Origin of the sequence: Portibacter lacus (genome assembly GCF_021533215.1) — a bacterium.
GTDB classification, from domain to species: Bacteria; Bacteroidota; Bacteroidia; order Chitinophagales; family Saprospiraceae; genus Portibacter; species Portibacter lacus.
Genome location: NZ_JAJNKA010000018.1, coordinates 78,106 through 96,993, shown reverse-complemented (window position 1 = coordinate 96,993; position 18,888 = coordinate 78,106). Strand labels below are relative to the sequence as shown.

5 protein-coding genes are annotated in these 18,888 nt (G+C 38.6%); 4 read left to right on the top strand and 1 reads right to left on the bottom strand.

Annotated features, from left to right (window positions below):
• The first annotated feature begins 88 nt into the window (after positions 1–88).
• Together L2586_RS22290 and L2586_RS22285 are read left to right on the top strand one after the other, a co-directional pair.
• A complete protein-coding gene (locus L2586_RS22290) occupies positions 89–12,943 on the top strand; it encodes a T9SS type B sorting domain-containing protein (protein WP_235295179.1) in 12,855 nt (4,284 codons plus the stop codon).
• 638 nt (positions 12,944–13,581) lie between these two features.
• Entirely contained in the window at positions 13,582–14,046 is a 465-nt protein-coding gene (locus L2586_RS22285; RefSeq protein WP_235295178.1) for a hypothetical protein, read from the top strand.
• A 721-nt stretch (positions 14,047–14,767) separates the two neighbouring features.
• Here the strand turns inward: L2586_RS22285 and L2586_RS22280 are convergent.
• Positions 14,768–15,376 (bottom strand): superoxide dismutase, encoded by a 609-nt coding sequence (locus tag L2586_RS22280; protein ID WP_235295177.1) that lies wholly within the window; start codon positions 15,374–15,376, stop codon positions 14,768–14,770.
• Between the two features lie 234 nt (positions 15,377–15,610).
• On the opposite strand from L2586_RS22280, the gene fumC reads away from it, so the two are divergent.
• Positions 15,611–16,999 (top strand): class II fumarate hydratase, encoded by a 1,389-nt coding sequence (gene fumC, locus L2586_RS22275; protein WP_235295176.1) that lies wholly within the window; start codon positions 15,611–15,613, stop codon positions 16,997–16,999.
• Between the two features lie 128 nt (positions 17,000–17,127).
• Positions 17,128–17,967: a DUF6588 family protein gene (locus tag L2586_RS22270; protein ID WP_235295175.1), complete on the top strand. Its 840-nt coding sequence runs from the start codon at positions 17,128–17,130 to the stop codon at positions 17,965–17,967.
• Positions 17,968–18,888: the final 921 nt, after the last annotated feature.

The following is an 18,888-nucleotide window of genomic DNA, read 5'->3' as shown; positions in this document are numbered from 1 at the left end:
TGGCGGAGCTGGCACAGCATGTGATGAGTTTGAATTACCAGCTATAACAGGCACAAACTTAGCAGGCGATGAAGCTTACTATACAGAGATGAATGGAGGTGGAACGGTATACAATGCAGGAGACTTAATAGATATGAGTCAAACATTATACATCTATGGCGATGATAATGGTTGTCCATCAGAAGCGGAGTTTGTTGTAACCATTGTAGAAACACCAAGCATTGATCCTAACTCAGGAGCAGCATGTGATAGTTTACAATTACCAGCAATCACGGGTACGGGAGTATCAGGAGCATTCTACTTCACAGAAATGGGAGGAGCAGGCACACAATATGCAGAAGGAGATTGGATCAGCACAAGCACAACATTATACATGTATGTAGCAGCAGGCACATGTTCTGAAGAGGAAGCCTTTACAGTTACAATAACTGAAACACCAGTACTTGAACAACCTGATAATGTAACTTCTTGTGATGAGTACGTACTTCCTGAAATAGTTGGAACGAACCTTACTGGTAACGAGGCTTATTATACAGAGACGAACGGAGGTGGAACACAATACAACCCTGGAGATATCATTAGTTCTGATATTACTTTATTTGTATATGATGCGCAAGGAGTATGTATTTCAGAAGTGCAGTTTACAATTGCAATAGTTGAAACTCCTATTATTGATCCTCAGACTAATGTTAAGGATTGTAATGACTATATCCTTCCTGAGATTACAGGAACAGGTGTTGGAAATGCGGCTTATTACACTGAATCTGGTGGAATGGGAACTCAATACAACCCTGGAAATGCAATTTCAACTTCAACTCAGCTATTTATTTATGTTGCAGCTGGAGAATGTAGCGCAGAGATTAGTTTCTTAATAGAAAAAATTAATGGACCTGAAATTGATCCTCAAGTTGCAATTGTAGAATGTGATAGTTACACATTGCCTACGATCACAGGAACGAACTTAAGTGGAAATGAAGGTTACTACACAGGACCTGATGGAACTGGAACAAAATATTTAGCAGGAGATATTATTGATATAACAACTGATCTATACATTTATGACAATGTTGATATTTGTAATGATCAAGAGTTAATTTCGATTGAAATTATACCAACACCGATTATTGATGATTTATCAGATGTAATCGAATGTGATAGCTACACGTTACCTGAAATCACAGGAACTGGAGTTTCAACTGCTTCATACTATACGGAAGTGAATGGAGGCGGAACACAGTATAATGCAGGCGACGTAATCAGTACATCGACAACATTATACATGTACGTGGCAGCAGGTGCTTGTTCAGATGAAGAAAGTGTTGATATTCAAATTTTATCAACACCACAAATTGATCCTCAAGTTGCAATCGTAGAATGTGATAGTTACACGTTACCTACGATCACAGGGACGAATTTAAGTGGAAATGAAGCTTATTTCACAGAAGTGAATGGAGGTGGAACACAGTACAATGCAGGGGATGTAATTAGTACAACTATTACATTGTATGCTTTTGATGGAGTTGGAGCATGTTCAACAGAAGAAATTGTTGAAATAGAAATAATTCCAACACCAGCAATTGATACACAAGCACCAGTAACAGAATGTGATAGTTACACGTTACCTGAGATTACAGGAACAGGAGTTGCAACAGCAGCATACTACACAGAAGTAAACGGAGGCGGAACACAGTATAATGCAGGTGATGTAATCAGTACAAGCACAACATTATATATGTATGTAGCAGCAGGTGCATGTTCAGATGAAGAGTCAATCGAGATCACGATCTTATTAACTCCACAAATCGATGCACAAGCAGCAATCGTAGAGTGTGATAGTTATACATTACCTGCAATTACAGGTACAAACTTGAGTGGCAACGAGGCATACTTCACAGAAATGGGAGGAGCAGGCACACAGTACAATGCAGGAGATGTAATCAGTGCAACAACAACACTATACATTTACGATGCAGTAGGAACCTGTTCAGACGAAGAAGTATTGGAAATAGAAATAATTCCAACACCAACAATTGATACACAAGCACCAGTAACAGAGTGTGATAGTTACACGTTACCTGAGATTACAGGAACAGGAGTTGCAACAGCAGCATACTACACAGAAGTAAACGGAGGCGGAACACAGTATAATGCAGGCGATGTAATCAGTACAACTACAACATTATATATGTATGTAGCAGCAGGCGCATGTTCAGATGAAGAGTCAATCGAGATCACGATCTTATTAACTCCACAAATCGATGCACAAGCAGCAATCGTAGAATGTGATAGTTACACATTACCTGCAATTACAGGTACAAACTTGAGTGGCAACGAGGCATACTTCACAGAAATGGGAGGAGCAGGCACACAGTACAATGCAGGAGATGTAATCAGTGCAACAACAACACTATACATTTACGATGCAGTAGGAACCTGTTCAGACGAAGAAGTATTGGAAATAGAAATAATTCCAACACCAACAATTGATACACAAGCACCAGTAACAGAGTGTGATAGCTACACGTTACCTGAGATTACAGGAACAGGAGTTGCAACAGCAGCATACTACACAGAAGTAAACGGAGGCGGAACACAGTATAATGCAGGCGATGTAATCAGTACATCTACAACATTATATATGTATGTAGCAGCAGGTGCATGTTCAGATGAAGAGTCAATCGAGATCACGATCTTATTAACACCACAAATCGATGCACAAGCAGCAATCGTAGAATGTGATAGTTACACATTACCTGCAATTACAGGTACAAACTTGAGTGGCAACGAGGCATACTTCACAGAAATGGGAGGAGCAGGCACACAGTACAATGCAGGAGATGTAATCAGTGCAACAACAACACTATACATTTACGATGCAGTAGGAACCTGTTCAGACGAAGAAGTATTGGAAATAGAAATAATTCCAACACCAACAATTGATACACAAGCACCAGTAACAGAGTGTGATAGTTACACGTTACCTGAGATTACAGGAACAGGAGTTGCAACAGCAGCATACTACACAGAAGTAAACGGAGGCGGAACACAGTATAATGCAGGCGATGTAATCAGTACATCTACAACATTATATATGTATGTAGCAGCAGGTGCATGTTCAGATGAAGAGTCAATCGAGATCACGATCTTATTAACACCACAAATCGATGCACAAGCAGCAATCGTAGAATGTGATAGTTACACATTACCTGCAATTACAGGTACAAACTTGAGTGGCAACGAGGCATACTTCACAGAAATGGGAGGAGCAGGAACACAATACAATGCAGGAGATGTAATCAGTGCAACAACAACACTATACATATACGATGCAGTAGGAACCTGTTCAGACGAAGAAGTATTGGAAATAGAAATAATTCCAACACCAACAATTGATACACAAGCACCAGTAACAGAGTGTGATAGCTACACGTTACCTGAGATTACAGGAACAGGAGTTGCAACAGCAGCATACTACACAGAAGTAAACGGAGGCGGAACACAGTATAATGCAGGCGATGTAATCAGTACATCTACAACATTATATATGTATGTAGCAGCAGGTGCATGTTCAGATGAAGAGTCAATCGAGATCACGATCTTGTTAACTCCACAAATCGATGCACAAGCAGCAATCGTAGAGTGTGATAGTTACACATTACCTGCAATTACAGGTACAAACTTGAGTGGCAACGAGGCATACTTCACAGAAATGGGAGGAGCAGGAACACAATACAATGCAGGAGATGTAATCAGTGCAACAACAACACTATACATTTACGATGCAGTAGGAACATGTTCAGACGAAGAAGTACTAGCAATTGAAATCATAGAAACGCCTCAGATTGATGCAGTTCCGAATGTAAAAGATTGTAATGACTACATCTTACCAGTAATTACTGGAGTAGGTGTAGAAACTGCAGCTTATTTTACAGAGCCTAATGGTCAAGGAACACAATACAATGCAGGAGATGCTATTTCAGCAACAACAACATTATACATATATGTTGCAGCAGGAAATTGTTCTGCTGAGGTTTCGTTCTTAGTTGAGAAAGTAGACGCACCTGAAATTGACCCACAAACGGCAGTTACAGAATGCGATAGTTACACACTACCAACGATCACAGGAACGAACTTAAGTGGAAATGAAGCTTACTTTACTGAGGCAAACGGAGCAGGAACTCAGTATAACGCTGGTGATGTCATCACAGTTACTACAGACCTATATATTTGGGATGCAGTTGATATCTGTAATGATCAAGAGTTAATTTCAATCGAAATTATTGAGACGCCAGTTCTAGATCCAATATCTGATGTGACAGAGTGTGATAGTTATACCTTACCTGCAATTTCAGGAACAGGTGTTGCAACAGCAGCATACTATACTGAAATGAATGGTGGAGGAACACAGTATAATGAAGGAGATGTAATCAATACATCAACTACACTATATATGTATGTTGCAGCTGGTGCTTGTTCAGCTGAAGAGCTTGTAAATATTGAGATACTTGCAACTCCTCAGTTAGATCCTCAAGCAGCTGCTGTAGAATGTGATGGTTACTTATTACCAGTTATCACGGGAACGGATTTAAGTGGAAATGAAGCGTACTTCACAGAAATGGGTGGAAATGGAGACAGATTAACTCCAGGAACAATCATTACTGAATCAGTGACATTATATATCTATGATGCTGTAGAAAGTTGTTCTGATGAAGAAATCGCAGAGATAACAATCATCCCTACTCCAGAAATTGATCCTTTAACGAATGTAGTTGAGTGTGATGGTTTCACTTTACCAGTTATCACTGGAACAGGAGTTGATAATGCAGCTTATTATACAGAAGCAGATGGTGCTGGAACACAGTACAATCCTGGTGATGTGATTACAACAAGCACAACGCTATACATTTACGTTGCAGCAGGTGCTTGTTCAGATCAAGAGAGTTTTGAAATAGAAATATTATTGACACCACAGATCGATCCTCAAGCAGCAGTAGTTGAGTGTGATACTTATACACTACCTGCTATAACAGGAACGAACTTAAGCGGAAATGAGGCTTACTTCACAGAAATGAATGGAGCAGGTACTCAATATAATGCTGGTGATGCAATCAGTGCTACGACTACACTTTACATTTACGATGCTGTAGGAACATGTTCTGATGAAGAAATAGTTGAAATTGAGATTATTCCAACACCAGCTATTGATGCTCAGTCACCAGTAACAGAGTGTGATAGTTACATCTTACCAGCAATTACAGGTACAGGGGTGACAGGAGCAGCTTACTTTACAGAAGTGAATGGAGGCGGAACTCAATTCAATGAAGGTGATGCAATCACTTCATCTACTACACTATATATGTATGTGGCGGCTGGTGATTGTTCTGATGAAGAGTCTCTAGAGATTACGATCTTATTGACACCACAGATAGATGCACAAGCAGCAATCGTTGAGTGTGATAGTTACACATTACCTGCTATCACAGGAACGAACTTAAGTGGCAATGAGGCTTACTTCACAGAAATGAATGGAGCAGGTACTCAGTACAATGCTGGAGATGTGATTAGCGTAACGACAACACTTTACATTTACGATGCTGTAGGTTCTTGTTTTGATGAGGAAGTTCTTGAAATAGAAATCATTCCAACTCCAATCCTAGATCCAATAACTGATGTATCGGCTTGTGATACTTACATACTTCCAGCAATCACTGGAACAGGAGTAACTGGAGCAGCATACTATACAGAAGTAAATGGAGGAGGAACACAGTATGTGGAAGGTGATGCAATCAATGTGAGTACAACATTATATGTTTACATAGCAGCAGGAGATTGTTCAGCTGAAGAAAGCTTCGACATTGAAATATTATTGACACCACAGATTGATCCTCAAGCAGCAGTTGTAGAGTGTGATACTTACACACTACCTGCTATCACAGGAACGAACTTAAGTGGAAATGAGGCTTACTTCACAGAAATGAATGGAGCAGGTACTCAATACAGTGCTGGAGACGCGATCAGTGCAACGACAACATTATACATCTATGATGCGGTAGGAACTTGTACAGATGAAGAAGCAATCGAAATAACGATTGTAGAAACACCAGAGATTGATCCTCAAGCAGATGTTACAGAATGTGATAGTTATACGCTACCAGTTATTACAGGTACGGGTGTTGATAATGCAGCTTATTATACAGAGGCAGATGGTGCTGGAACACAGTATGATGCTGGAGATGTAATTACAGCAAGCACGACACTTTATATCTATGTTGCAGCTGGTGATTGTTCTGCTCAAGAAATATTGAACATTGCAATCTTGCAGACACCACAGATTGATCCTTTAGCAGCAATCGTAGAGTGTGATAGTTACACACTACCTGCAATTACAGGAACGAACTTAAGTGGAAATGAGGCTTACTTCACAGAAATGAATGGAGCAGGAACCCAGTTCAACGCTGGTGATGTGATTACTGCAAATACAACACTCTACATTTTTGATGGAGCTGGAACATGTTTCGATGAAGAAATTGTAGAAATTACAATTGTTGAAACTCCACAGATAGACCCTGTAGATGATGTAAAAGATTGTAATGATTATGTTCTACCAGAAATTACTGGAGTAGGAGTTGAAAATGCGGCTTACTTTACAGAACCTAATGGAGCAGGAACACAATACAATGCAGGAGACGCAATTTCTGTGACAACGACATTGTACATATATGTTGCAGCAGGTGACTGTTCAGCAGAAGTTAGTTTCTTAATTGAAAAAATTGATGCTCCGGAAATTGATCCTCAAGTAGCAATTGTAGAATGTGATAGTTACACGCTACCAACAATTACAGGAATAAACTTAAGTGGAAATGAAGCGTACTTCACTGATCAGAATGGTCAAGGAACACAGTACAATGCTGGAGATGTTATCACAGCAACAACGACACTTTATATCTGGGATGCAGTAGATATTTGTAATGACCAAGAGGCGATCTCTATTGAGATTCTTGAAACGCCAATCATTACTGAGCAAGCTCCAGTAACAGAGTGTGATAGTTATACACTACCAGTAATTACAGGAACAGGTGTAGACAATGCAGCTTACTTTACAGAAGCGAATGGTCAAGGAACACAGTATGATGCTGGAGATGTAATTACAGCAAGCACAACACTTTACATTTATGTAGCAGCAGGAGACTGTTTTGATGAGACAACGGTATCAATAGAAATATTGGCAACGCCTCAAATCGATCCACTTTCTGCTCAGACCGAATGTGATAGTTATACTTTACCTGTAATAACAGGAACGAACTTAAGCGGAAACGAAGCTTACTTCACAGAAATGAATGGTGCAGGTACTCAGTATAACGCTGGCGATGTAATCACTGCAACAACGACATTATATATTTATGATGGAGTGGGTGCTTGTTCTGATGAAGAAACAGTAGAGATAACAATCATAGAAACTCCTGTAATTGATGCACAAGCGCCAGTAACAGAGTGTGATAGTTATACACTACCAGTTATCACCGGAACGGGAGTAGACAATGCAGCTTACTACACAGAGGCAAATGGAGCAGGAACACAGTATAATCCTGGAGATGCAATTACTGCAACAACTACACTTTACATTTATGTAGCAGCAGGAGACTGTTCGGATGAGCAAGCAATAGAAATTGAAATTCTTTTAACGCCTCAGATTGACGCTCAAGTTGCAGCAGTAGAGTGTGATAGTTACACATTACCAGTAATAACTGGAAGTAACTTAAGTGGGAATGAAGCTTACTACACTGAAATGAATGGAGCAGGAACTCAGTTCAACGCTGGTGATGTAATCACAACAAGCACAACCCTATACATTTATGATGAGACTGGAGCATGTTCTGATGAAGAAGCAATTGAAATTACAATTGTTGAAACACCAGTCATTGATACACAAGCACCAGTAACAGAGTGTGATAGTTATACACTACCTGTTATCACTGGAACAGGAGTTGACAATGCAGCTTACTTCACAGAAGCGAACGGAGCAGGAACTCAGTACAACCCTGGTGATGTGATTACTGCAAGCACAACGCTTTACATATATGTAGCAGCAGGTGATTGTTCAGACGAAACTACTTTAGAGATTGAAATCTTGGATACACCACAGATCGATCCACAAGTTGCTCAGACAGAATGTGATGAATATACGCTTCCTACTATTACAGGTGCAAACTTGAGTGGCAATGAAGCTTACTATACAGCAACTAATGGCGGAGGTACGAAGTACAACGCAGGAGATGCTATAACAGCAACTACTACTCTATACATCTACGATGCAGTAGGAACATGTTCTGATGAGGAAATGATCGAGATCACAATTATTGAAACGCCAGTAATTGATACACAAGCACCAGTAACAGAGTGTGATAGTTATACGCTACCTGAGATTACAGGAACAGGAGTTGCAACAGCAGCTTACTTCACAGAAGCGAATGGTGCTGGAACTCAGTACAACACTGGAGACGTGATCACAGCAAGCACAACGCTTTACATTTATGTAGCAGCAGGTGATTGTTCGGATGAAACTACTTTAGAGATTGAAATCTTGGATACACCACAGATCGATCCTCAAGCAGCTCAGACGGAATGTGATGAATATACGCTTCCTACTATCACAGGTGCGAACTTGAGTGGCAATGAAGCTTACTATACAGCAACCAACGGTGGAGGTACGAAGTACAACGCAGGTGATGCAATCACAGCAAGCACGACGCTTTACATTTACGATGCGGTAGGTGATTGTTCTAATGAAGAAGTGATCGAAGTAATCATTATTGAAACACCAGTTATCGATGTACAAGCGCCAGTAACAGAGTGTGATAGTTACACTTTACCAGAAATTACAGGAACAGGAGTTGCAACAGCAGCATACTATACTGAAGTGAATGGCGGTGGAACACAGTATAACGAAGGTGATGTCATTACAACGAGTACAACACTTTACTTATACGTTGCAGCAGGTGATTGTTCTACAGAAGAACAATTAGAAATTACCATCATCGATACTCCAGTACTTGATAATCCTGGTGATCAATATGTATGTGAATTCTATACACTTGAAACAATTACAGGTGAGCACCTAGACGGAACAGAAAGCTATTATACAGGACCTGGTCAGACAGGTGATCAACTTAACGTTGGTGATCAAGTTGTACCTGGAACTACTGTGTACATATACGGTGGAGGAACACTTTGTAACAGTGAAGTATCTTTCGAAGTAATCGGTCAAGATATTCCTGAAGCAACATTAGTTGGTGGAGGAAGTATCTGTGATGGCTCTGGAGATGTGGTAACATTGACCATCAACTTCTTAAACGGTGACAACTGGAATGTGGAAGTACTTAAAGATGGTGTTGCTTATGACACGTATAATACTACGGATGCAACATTTACATTTGATGTAACGGAACCAGGTATCTATACTTTAGGAACTGTTTCTAATGCAGATGGATGTTCTTCAGAAGGAATGGGAGAAGCAACAGTTGAGTTCTTCTTCGTACCTAGAGTAGAGAATGTGATGGCTGAATGTAACGAGTTAACTCCTGGTTATAAAGTAACGTTCGAAATCTGGGGAGGTGATCCTACAGGATACATCGTGAATGGAGTGGCGATAGATAACCCTACTGGTGAGCAACCATACATTTACATAAGTGAAGACATTGAGTCACTTGTAGATTATTCTTTCGAAGTAACGGACATTAATGGTTGTGAAATCATAACTGTTGCAGATGAAGGAATCGAGTGTGGATGTTTAACAATGGTAGGTACAATGAATCAAGAATTGATCGAGCTTTGTGGACCTGAATTAACAGCGACTGGAGTTTACGATGCAACACTTGAATTCTTAGACTATAACGATAAAGTGATCTTCGCTTTACATGAAGGAAATGATACACTTCTTGTGAATACGATAGCACTTAGCGAAACAGCAACGTTCTTCTTTGATCCTGCTAAGATGGAATATGGTAAGACTTACTATGTATCAGCAGTTGCAGGTAATGAGTTAAGTAACGGATTAGTTGACTTAACGGAAGAATGTACCGTTGTAGCTATCGGACAACCTGTTGTATGGTATGAAATTCCTACAGCAATGATCGATGGTGAATACATGGTGTGTGAAGGAGAAGAGGTTGTAGTAGAAGTGAACTTGACAGGTACAGCACCTTGGACAATAGAAGTGAAAGCGAACAATGAAACTTTTGTTTTAGCTGACATTCAGACATCGCCATACAGATTTACAGTAGAGGCATTTGTGGACATGAACATTAGTTTAGTTTCTGCGAATGATGCACATTGTGATGGTGAGGTTTCTGGGGCGGTCAATGTTGAAGTAAGTTACCCGACAACAGCTAGATTATTCGAATACACTGAGATTTGTAACCTTGATTTCAAAGGAGCAATTATAGATCTTGATACAGTAATCGTAGAAGGACCGACTGATGGAACATGGACGGATATTTCTGACTCTGGAGTTTCTATCAACGGAAATATAGCTGACTTCCACGGTGTGATACCTGGTGACTACCAATTATTATATACAGTTGATAATACTGGTGGAATTTGTGAAGCGAATACATACATCTTGAATGTAACCGTTCTAGATTGTTCTTGCCCAATCATTAATATTGGTGAGGCTGGACCTTTCTGTAACGATGATGCAATATTTGACTTAAGTACAATAGAGAATGATTCTGACGACGGATCTTGGACCATTGCAACAACACCTGCAGGTTCTAATCCAGCGATTGTGAATGGAGACATCTTTAATGCAACCGATGCGGATGCAGGTTCATATGGATTAACCTTTACACTAGATGTGATCGACCCATTATGTACATTCGATACAACCATATTTGTTATGGTAATGGATAGATTATCTTCTGGAGAGCCATTAGCACCAGCTGAAGTATGTGAAACAGATGTCGAATTGATTAACTTATTTGATATTCTTTCTGGTGAAGACTTAGGTGGAACATGGACAAGTACTGCAGGAAGCGGCTTTGATGCAGCGAACGGAACATTTAATACTGATGGAGTGAGTGCTGGAACTTACCAATTCACTTACATGGTGGATTCAGAAAGTCCATGTGAAGATGAACAGACTACCGTAGAAGTCATCATTAATCCATTACCAGTTGCTGAAGCAGGAGACGGATTTATATTGACATGTGAAATGCAAGAAGGTAGCTTGAATGCAAATGGAAGTTCTACTGGTGCATTTACTTACGAGTGGGCAACTGCTCAAGGTAATATCATCAGCGGAGCGAATACATTATCTCCACTTGTAGATCAACCAGGTTGGTACACATTATTAGTGACGAACAATGTTACAGGTTGTTTCGCAATTGATTCAGTAGAAGTACTGATAGATGATAACTTCCCGAATGCGGATGCTGGTGAAGATCAGTTCATCAATTGTGCAGTAAGCGAAGTGACGATAGATGCAACGAATTCAAGTATGAATAAAGTAGTAACATGGATCGGTCCTGACGGAGAAGAATTTATTCCAAGTGATCTATTCTTGTTTACAACTTCGATTCCAGGTGAATACACGATCATTGTAACAGATACGATTTCAGATTGTACCAATACGGATAAAGTACTTGTTGTTGATCAGGTAGCATATCCTGAAATTTCAACAGCAACACCAGAAGTTCTGAATTGTGTGAATTATGAAGTGGAAGTAAGTGCAACAGAATTAACGAATGATCCAGCAATGTCGTTCACATGGACAACATTAGATGGTAACATCATTACGAATCCTGATTCATCTGCAATTAATGTAGACCAACCAGGCCAGTATGTTGTAACAGTTACAAATGGTGATAACTTCTGTGTAGCAACGGATACAGTGAATGTGTTATTAGATAGAGACTACCCAGTAGCTGAAGCAGGTCCATCATTTACGCTTACTTGTGAGCTTACGAATGTGAACCTAGTAGGAGATGGATCTTCTGTAGGAAGTGGATTTGCTTACAACTGGACAACGAATGATGGAAGTATAGTTAATGGAGGAAATACACTTTCTCCTGAGATTAACTCGATAGGTACTTACTACCTAGAAGTGACGAATACAGTAAATGGATGTTCTACTATAGATAGTGTAACAATCATTGATAACATCATTCCAGTTACAGGATTTGATATAGAAACAATTAATCCATGTTTCAGTGACTTCGAAGGATTGATTGCAGTTCTTAATGTAGAAGGTGGAGTTGGCCCTTACACTTACTCTCTGAATGGTAATGCTTACCAAGAAAGTAATATTTGGGAAAACTTAGGACCTGGAAATTATGAAGTGACAGTGAAGGATTCTAACGGATGTACTTTGAGTAAATCAGTTACCTTATTCGAAGGTTTAGATCTTCAAATAGACGCTGGTGAGGATCAAAGAATTGACTTAGGAGATTCGACACAATTACAAGCAACGATTAACATTGACAATGATTTAGTAGAGTCAGTTGTTTGGGAACCTACAGATGCAAACATAAGCTGCATAGAATGTATGGATCCTACAGTATGGCCATATCAGACAACATTGTATACAGCAACATTGACGGATATCTATGGATGTACTGACTTTGCAGATGTTAGAGTTTATGTTGATAGAAGAAGTAAAGTGTATGCTCCGAATATATTCTCTCCTAATGGCGACAGTGACAATGATTACTTTACATTGTTCTCAGGTAACCAATTGGATAAAATCAATGAGTTGAAAATCTTCAACAGATGGGGTGAATTAGTTTTCGAAAATGGAAACTTTGATCCAGGAATTGAAGAAATGGGATGGGATGGTACTTTCCAAGGAATTCCAGTGAATCCAGCAGTATTCGTATGGTATGCGAAAGTTCAGTTGGTAGATGGAACGGAGAGAGTATTGAAAGGAGACATCACAGTTGTACGTTAATTAGTGAATTAGCATTGCAACGCTGTGTTACGCTTTTTAAATAAGTAAAAAAGGCTATTTAGAAAGTCTAAGTAGTAGAAGAATAAGGGTATTGAAGTTGATGTTCGAAAAGGGGACAAGCTGAGACAGTAAGTAGAATAGGTGAAACCTGGGCTGCTTACTGCTGCTTAGTTTTTGAATACGAAAAATACAGATCACCCAATGTAGCATTTGCTGCACTTGAAATTGATAATTGTAACTCATTTAGAAATTCTAAATAGTAGAAGAATAAGGGTATTGAAGTTGATGTTCGAAAAGGGGACAAACTGAGACAGTAAGTAGAATGGGTGAAACCTGGGCTGCTTACTGCTACTTAGTTATTCGGAGTTTAGTAATTGACTTTACCTGATATCTTTCATGATTGTAATTTAAGGACGGTGGCATAAAGCTTAAGAATAGCAAGTACTTTTCTCTAGAATTGAAATTTTGTTGATTAGGATGGTCAATGTTTTCTTATCACTTGAAAATAAAGCAATTATCTAGTATTGCTAGTTGCGCTTTATCATACATCCGTTATAAACATTTTACCATAGGAAGTTAAATCAATGCTTCCTAAACAATCTTTAACTATCTTTGATCCTTTAAAATAAATATTGAAAATGAAGAAAGTTTGGATTTTATTGATTTTAGCTATCATTGTTAGTTGTGCTCCTGAATCAAAGTATGATGATTATGACTTACTAAAACATGGCTTATCATTGAAAATAAAAGCACCTGCAGACCCAGAAGTTTCGGTTACCGACTTGGGTATCGCAAAGGATGTCACTGTGAAAAAAGGAGATCATTATAATATCCAGATTATTTCCTCTACTGCTACAACCTATAATATAGCTGATATCATAGCAGAGAAAAAGCAAGAAGTAGAAGGTGGAACTTATTTCTCACAGATTATTCAAGAAGACGAAAATGGATTTATTTTCGAAAAGAAAATTGACGAGAATAATATAAACTATGACTTTAGAGCAGTTAAAATTGTTGGAGACGTAGAATATGATTTTCAGACAGGTTTGATGGGAAAATTTACCAAAGAAGATGTCTTAGAGATGTATGAAGCAGTAAAGTAAGATCTTAAATTAAGCGAATTCTGATATGTAAAATTGGAATTTTATAAATATAAATAAAAAAAGGCACTCAGATATTTCCGAGTGCCTTTTGGTTTAGGGAAACCACACATTTATACTTTGCTCAACAATTTATCACCGAATGCAAAGAATAAAAGAATAACTACTGATAGAATTAACATGGTTTAGTAATTTAGTTCAAATTAATGTTTTCTTTAATACTTGTCAATCTTTAATTTCATTTTAAGAAATCTTTAATAGACACTATAACAAATGCTTTGTCTTCATATTAAATGTTCATCACATTTGTTAAATCTATCATATGCAAATATGTTGCCAATAGTAGGAAACACATTTAAAAGCCAGAAACTTAAGTTTGAAACCTTACCGGCTTTTGTACTAATACCCCATCTATCGCAGTTATGTTCGCAATAAGTCCGTAAAGTGAATAGCAAAATAAAACAGATTCACGTTGATTTTGATACAATAGGACTAAAACTGTCTGTCTTATTAGACAAGGTTGATTCCAATCTCATTTAATCCTTTCGTTCTTGATTCACCAAAAAAACAAAACAAAAAAAGTCCAGAAAAATTACTTCCTGGACTTCTTTATTTATTTTAGCTCATAGCTCATAGCTCATAGCTCATAGCTCATAGCTCATAGCTCATAGCTCATAGCTCATAGCTCATAGCTCATAGCTCATAGCTCATAGCTCATAGCTCATTACTTAGCCTCTGCGTATCTCTTATTAACTTCTTCCCAATTAATAACATTGAAAAAAGCCTGTACGTAATCAGGTCTTCTGTTCTGGTAATTCAAGTAGTATGCATGCTCCCATACATCGATTCCTAAGATTGGTGTTCCGCCACATCCTACGTCTGGCATTAATGGATTATCTTGATTCGGTGTAGAGCAAATATCTAATTTTCCTCCCTTTTGTACACACAACCAAGCCCATCCTGAACCAAATCTTGAACCAGCTGCAGCTGCAAATTTAGTCTGGAAATCTTCATATGATCCGAAAGATTTATTTATCGCATCAGCAACATCACCTGTAGGTGCTCCACCTCCATTCGGAGACATCACTTTCCAAAATAAACTGTGATTATAAAAACCACCGCCATTATTTCTTACTGCTTTGTTATCCATATCAAGACCGTCAAGAATTTCTTCTATAGTTTTACCTTCTAGATCTGTTCCTTCTATTGCCGTATTTAATTTTGAAGTATAACCAGCATGGTGCTTACCGTGGTGGATATTCATTGTTTTTTCATCTATATTCGGTTCTAATGCATTAGCAGCATATGGTAAATCCGGTAGTTCAAAAGCCATAATTTTATTTTTTAGTTGTTAATTTATTAAATAATGTGTTAGTTCTTTAACCAATAGGATGTGATTTTGTTCGTTTAAAACACATTTTCACGCTAATATAAATTTTATAAGGATAGATTAAAAATTCATATTAAATTTGGGGGAATTTTTTAACTCAAATAAGGAGAAATTTTATTTTAATAATAAATCAAATGTTCTTTGAGTTTTAATTACTCCATAAAGTAAAAAAGCATAATGAAGACTAGAATTGAGAAAGATAGCATTGGTAAAATTGAAGTTCCTGCAGATAAGTATTGGGCAGCACAAACGCAGCGATCAAGTGAAAACTTTAAAATTGGAGGACAACATATGCCCCTGGAAGTTATTAAGGCTTTTAGTATTTTGAAAAGAGCTGCAGCAGCAGTGAATGTGGATGCAGGGATTCTCCCTAAAGAAAAAGCTGATCTAATTGCAACAGTTTGTGACGAAATTCATTCTGGCAAATTAGACGATCAGTTTCCTCTTGTAGTTTGGCAGACAGGTTCTGGGACACAGTCTAACATGAATGTGAATGAAGTAATTGCTAATCGTGGACACGTTATCCAAGGTGGAAAATTAGAAGATGCAGAAAAATTTCTTCACCCCAATGATGATGTAAATAAATCACAATCCTCGAACGATACTTTCCCAACAGCGATGCACATTGCTGCATATAGCAAACTGGTAGACGAAACTATTCCTGCATTAGAAACCCTAGCGAATACTTTACATTCGAAATCTCAGGAGTTTATGGATGTTGTGAAAATTGGTAGAACGCATTTTATGGATGCAACACCTGTTACGCTAGGTCAAGAACTGTCTGGTTATGAATCTCAATTAAGACATGGAATAAAAGCAATAAAAAATACACTTGCACACTTAAGTGAACTAGCACTAGGAGGAACAGCTGTAGGAACTGGACTCAATACACCTCCCGGTTACTCCGAGAATGTAGCAGCGAAAATTGCAGAACTTACTGGAAAACCATTCGTGACTGCAGGAAATAAATTCGAAGCACTAGCTGCACATGATGCGATCGTAGAATCACATGGAGCATTGAAGACCGTTGCTGTTTCTCTTATGAAGATAGCGAACGATATTAGAATGCTTGCTTCAGGGCCTCGATGCGGAATAGGTGAAATTATCATTCCAGCAAACGAACCAGGATCATCTATTATGCCTGGGAAGGTGAATCCTACACAAGCGGAAGCTTTGACAATGGCGATGGCACAAGTGATGGGAAATGACGTGGCGATTAACATCGGCGGTATGACAGGACACTTTGAATTAAATGTTTTTAAACCCATGATGATCTTCAATTTTCTTACCTCGGCTCAATTAATAGCAGATTCATGTCTTAGTTTCAATGAAAATTGCGCGAAAGGAATAGAACCAGCATATGACCAGATTAAAGAGAATCTAAATAATTCACTAATGCTAGTAACCGCTTTGAATACGAAAATCGGATACGATAAAGCAGCTGAAATTGCGAAAAAAGCATACAAAGAGGGGACTACATTAAAAGCTGCAGCTTTAGCATTGAACTATCTGACATCAGATGAGTTTGATAAATGGGTGGATCCAGCATTAATGTTAGGAAGATAGGAGAATTCTTTTTTATGTCAATTTTTGGGCTAAGTTTTAGTTAGTAGCATTTGAGTGACAAATTTATGATACTTTAAGAGAGTTAATTAAACAAAAAGATAATTGAAAGTCAAACGAAGAGAATAAAAATGAGAGGTGTTTTATTGACCATATTGATGATTGCTAGTTTTCAACTGAGAGCTCAGTTTTCTGTGGAAAATATATCTTATGATTTTGCAACTTCAGAAGATGCAACTTCTTATTTTCAACCCATAGGGCAAAGTTATTCTGCCATGTTGCATTCAGGAATTTTCCCTCGATACAGTGAAAAGGGATTTCATATTAAAATTGGATTGCACGTTTCTAGATTAAGTTTGTACAGTAACTTGAAAAGCTTCGAAGTAGAGTCAGGAACTTATGCGCCAACTATTGTTGGATCTACTGAACCACTAGTTATCAATGCCGACACCCAAGACGAGAAGACTTACCCTGCGGGAAATGATATCAATGAAATTATTCTCGGAGCTCCAGAACTGTATATAGGAACTTTACTGGGAACAGACTTTTATGGAAGGTATGGTCAGTTAGGCCTCGATGGCAATTTAGGAGATCTGGTGTTTTATGGAGGAGGGATAAGACATGATTTTGGTCGTTATTTTCTTCCTGAATATGTGAAATGGTACTTGTCTTATAATTATCATGAATTGTCAATTGGTGAATCCGTAAGTTCTGTGAATCAATATGGATTAACCCAACTCGGCGTTAAATTAAATCGGATTGGGTTTTATGGGTTGTTTGGGTATGAATTGAATGATATGAATCTTACGCATGATTTTGATAATCAATCGGCTACGATAGATCTGGACGATGCGAAACCATTCCGATATGGCGGCGGATTTAACCTAAGTTTTAAGTATATAGAACTCTATGGTGAATACAATATAAATGATCCAGTGGCCCTTCTTGTTGGTTTTTCTGTAGGTATTTAGTTAAATTTTTCTTTTTATTTATCCGTTATCCGGCTTACAGATCTAAACGTTGATTAATCTGCGAAATCCGCGAAATCTGCGGGCAACTTTGTCAACTATCGCCTCTCCGTTATCCTAACACATTAAGCTCTGCAATCCTAGCCATCTCACATTTCGATACTCGGCTTACAGATCTAAACGTATACTAATCTGCGAAATCCGCGAAATCTGCGCGCAACATTGTCAACTATCGCCTCTCCGTTATCCTAACACATTAAGCTCTGCAATCCTAGCCATCTCACATTTCGATACTCGGCTTACAGATCTAAACGGTTACCAATCTGCGAAATCCGCGAAATCTGCGGGCAACTTTTTCAACTATAACCTCTCCACTATCCTGAAACATTCAGCTCTGCAATCCTAGCCATCTCACATTTCGATGCTCGGCTTACAGATCTAAACGTTTACTAATCTGCGAAATCCGTGAAATCTGCGGGCAACTTTTTCAACTATTGCCTATCCACAGTCCTAAACCATTCAGCTCTGCAATCCTAGCCATCTCACATTTCGATGCTCGGCTTACAGATCTAAACGTTCACTAATCTGCAAAATCCGTGAAATCTGCGGGCAACTTTTTCAACTATCGCTTATCCGCTCTCTTAAACCATTCAGCTCTGCAATCCTGTCCATCTCACATTTCGATACTCGGCTTACAGATCTAAACGTATACTAATCTGCGAAATTCGCGAAATCTGCGGGAAAACTTTTTCAACTATCGCCTCTCCACTATTCTAACACATTAAGCTCTGCAATCCTAGCCATCTCACATTTCGATACTCGGCTTACAGATCTAAACGTTTACCAATCTGCGAAATCCGTGAAATCTGCGGGCAACTTTTTCAACTATCACCTATCCACTAACCTGAAACATTAAGCTCTGCA